The organism is Mycobacterium sp., assembly GCF_049278535.1.
GTDB lineage: Bacteria > Actinomycetota > Actinomycetes > Mycobacteriales > Mycobacteriaceae > Mycobacterium.
Window position 1 is genome coordinate 1 of sequence record NZ_JBAPMI010000053.1, and the last position, 3,443, is coordinate 3,443.

General features: G+C 65.9%; 4 protein-coding genes. 3 read left to right on the forward strand and 1 reads right to left on the reverse strand.

Features of this window, described 5'->3' with window-relative positions:
• Positions 1 to 204 (reverse strand): WXG100 family type VII secretion target (locus WAO18_RS03070; protein ID WP_422203783.1); only part of this gene is annotated, 204 nt, incomplete at its 3' end.
• 210 nt (positions 205 to 414) lie between these two features.
• Between WAO18_RS03070 and WAO18_RS03075 the strand changes: the two genes are divergently transcribed.
• From WAO18_RS03075 to WAO18_RS03085, 3 genes are all read left to right on the forward strand, one after another.
• Entirely contained in the window at positions 415 to 996 is a 582-nt protein-coding gene (locus tag WAO18_RS03075) for a hypothetical protein (protein ID WP_422203785.1), read from the forward strand.
• A 225-nt stretch (positions 997 to 1,221) separates the two neighbouring features.
• Complete coding sequence (locus WAO18_RS03080) at positions 1,222 to 2,289, forward strand: glycosyltransferase family 2 protein (protein ID WP_422203787.1); 1,068 nt, start codon at positions 1,222 to 1,224, stop codon at positions 2,287 to 2,289.
• The coding region (locus WAO18_RS03085) for a hypothetical protein (RefSeq protein WP_422203788.1) at positions 2,282 to 3,443 on the forward strand (1,162 nt) is incomplete at its 3' end. The genes WAO18_RS03080 and WAO18_RS03085, both read left to right, overlap by 8 nt.

Below are 3,443 nucleotides of genomic sequence, written 5' to 3' on the forward strand. Positions count from 1 at the left end.
GACGATGTTGCGGAACGCGGTGTTCATCTGGCCCATGGTGTCGTAGGACGTCATCTGCGCCGTCCCACTCCAGCCGGCCCCGGCGATGTTCTGGCTCGAGGCCCACATCTTGCGGGCCTCATCCTCAACAGTCTGCGCGTGCACGTCGAAACGGCCCGCCATCGCCCGCATCTCGTGCGGGTCAGTCATAAAACGCGTAGGCATGAAAGCGCTCCTTATCTCGAGTCATTCGTTCTCGTGAGACGCGAACGACGTGGGTTCCTCGCAGGGAGGTAAACCGACCTGCAGAGCGACCGCAGCGATCACGGGCTCGCCTACAAACCGATCATCTAATGATATTGTAGTTTACATACTTTTTGCACAATAGAAAGCGATTTTCAAACTTCGAGAAGGACGGGCAGGTAGTCTGAATTGATGCGAGTCGTGGTCGCGGTCGGGTGCGCGTTGGTCAGTGTGGTGGCGGGCTGTTCGTCGCGCTCGGCGGCCGGCACGTCAGCACCCGCGCCCGCGCCGGCAGCTGCAGCCGTCCGAGCCGAGCTGATTCCGGGCATTGGAGCTACCCGGGCCGGTTGGGACGCCACGCACACGCCGAATGCGGCGAACAACAACGGCACTGACTATGGCAATGATCCCAGTTTGCCCTCGTACCTGACGAATAACGGTGCGGTCTATCGTGACGTCGACGACCAAGGCACTGGACGGATCCAGGGCTACGCGCTGGTTATGCATACGGTCGACGCAGAGCAGGTGCTACGGCAGCTGCGTCAAGAGTTACCGTCCGACGCGAGGGTCGCATGGCATCTGACGCGCGATCAGTGTTATCGAGTGGCGTTCAACAGCCCGACCCTGCAGGCCGCAGGGCGTCTGATGGCAGAGGCCGAACTTCAATACATTCAGCAAGACGGAACGCCGGCCATGAGTCCGGACAAGTTCAACACCGCTTCGATTTTTCTCGAAGACGCCGGGACGCCGCCAGACCCCGAAAAAAGCTGCTGACCTGCGCACTCGTTCAGTGTCGACGGCGGGCGCGATCAGCCTCTGGCGCATTTTGGCCGGTCCAGCGAGGACGCGGCAGTGTGCAAGGGCCGCTGTGACAACATCCAATACTGTGCGTCTGATTACAGGGTGTATATCATTCGAAAAGTAGGTATAGTGCCTTATGTGTTAAACGAGAGTTTGCACCCTCATGCCTTGTTCGATTCGCCCGTGTAGGAGAAACACGTGTCGTTCGCAACCACGCAGCCCGACGCCTCGGGTGTGCCTGCCAACGCGACTGCGCTGTGCGCAGACGTTGTCATCTGCACCTATACCCTGGCTCGGTGGGAGCTGTTCGCACGAGCGGTCGAGTCCGTGCTCGCGCAAACAGTCATACCGCAGCGGCTGATCATCGTCGTGGACCACAACGATGAGTTGCTCGCCCGGTGCCATCAGGAATGGGGCGCCGGCAGCGCCAACCGCGCCGACTCGCCCGTCGAGATCATCATCGTCGCGAGCCAGTTCCCGGGCAGGCAGGGTTCGTCACGTAATACCGCGCTACTGCTCGCCCGCGCCGAAATCGTCTCTTTCCTTGACGACGACGCCGTAGCGGCACCGGACTGGCTCGAACGGCTGCTCGCCGTCTACACCACGCGTCCGGCAGCCTTTGCGGTCGGTGGCAAGTCACAGCCGAGGTACGGGGCGTCGCGGCCGTCCTGGTTCCCGCCCGATTTCGACTGGGTCTTCGGCTGCCATTACCAATCGCTGCCGGACCGACTCGCTCCCGTACGCCGCCTGATCGGCACAAGCATGAGCGTGCGTCGCGAGGCGATGCTCGCTGTCGGCGGGTTCCATGCCGACGACTACGACGACATGGACCTCTCGCATCGGATTGCTCACGCGCACGGGCCGGCCGCCGTCCTTTACGAGCCGCGTGCCGAGGTCCAGCACCACGTCCCCGCGGAGCGGATGACGTGGTCCTACTTCTGGCGGCGCTGTTACTACGTGAACCGCAACAAGGTCGGCGCGTTCGCCGACATGGGCGAGGGCGGCAACATCCGCGCCGAGCTGCGCTTCGGTGCCGGCGTGCTGCTGACGCTGATCCAGGCGCCGCTCGCCGCGGTGACCGGTCGGCCGACGCAACTGCGCCAGGCGCTCGCTGCCGTGGCCGGCCTGGCGCTGGGCGGATGCGGGTTTGCCGCCGGCAGGGTACATCTCGCGCGGGGTCGCCGGCCGGAGGTCCTGACCACCGGGCTCAGCGTGGCCGAGACGCGCCCGGCCCGCGCTGCATCGGTGGCGATCGCGGATGCATAACGTCATCGTCGGGACCGGCCCGGCCGCAGCGGCGGCGATCCTGGCCCTGGCCGACGACCCGTCCGAGCAGATCACCGTCGTCGATATCGGCGAACGGCTGGCCGACGACACGGCTGCGGCGGTGGAGCGGATGAGCGCGCTGGAGCCCGCGCAGTGGGCCAGTGCCGACCGCGAACTGGTCAGCGTCCAGCCGGCCGAAAGCGCCGGAGCGGGCCTGCCCGAAAAGCGCGCCTACGGCTCGAACCACATGTTCGTCGACCGCGGCCAGCAGCGCGGTCTCGCCATGCCCGACCGCGGTAACGACAAGGCCGTTTCGGCTGCGTTGGGCGGGTTCTCGACGGTCTGGGGAGCCCAGATCATGCCTTTCTCCCGAGCCACCTTCGACCGCTGGCCGTTCGGGTGGGAGGAGATCGAACCGCACTACCGGGCCGTGCTGGCCGAGGTGCCCCTAGCGGCCGAGGACGACGACTACGCCGAGGACTTCCCGCTGATTTCGGCGCGTGGATGCCTGCCGCCGGTGTCCGCTCGGACCGCCGCTGTGCTCGGTCGCTACCGCCGCCACCGCGACGCCGTCCGCGCGAAGGGCGTCGTGGTCGGCAAGGCGCGGCTCGCGTTCGCCCCGAAGTCGTGTCTGCGCTGCGGCCTGTGCATGACCGGATGCCCGTACTCACTGGTCTACTCGGCGCGCCAGACCATCGACCGGTTCGTCAGCCAGGGTCGAGTGCGACACATCTCGGGCGTACTGGTGACCGCGGTCGAGCAGCCTGCTGCCAATACCCCGACCGTTCGCGGGGTCGACCTCGCGACCGGCCGCGCGATGCAGCTGCAGGCCGACCGTGTGTTCGTGGGCGCGGGTGGGCTCGGCAGCACACGGATCGCGCTGAACTCGCTGAGCGCGCCGCCGCAACAGGTAGGCCTGCAGGAGTCGGTGCAGTTTCTGATCCCGTTCGTCTCCCGCCGCACCACCGGCGATCCGCGTAGCCAGCAGGACTTCACGCTCAATCAATTCAACCTCCTGCTGAAGTACGACGACGAGGCGTATACGACCTCGCAGGTGCACTGCTATCCGTACAACCCCGCGATAGCTGAGGCGCTCCCGGGCTGGCTTCCGGCCGAGTTGGCCGGCGCGGTGCTCGGCCGAGTCACCGCGGGGC

What these genes read in the sequence shown, in the direction of transcription:
- WAO18_RS03075 (WP_422203785.1), top strand. Translation starts at nt 415, where the DNA reads ATGCGAGTCGTGGTCGCGGTCGGGTGCGCGTTGGTCAGTGTGGTGGCG.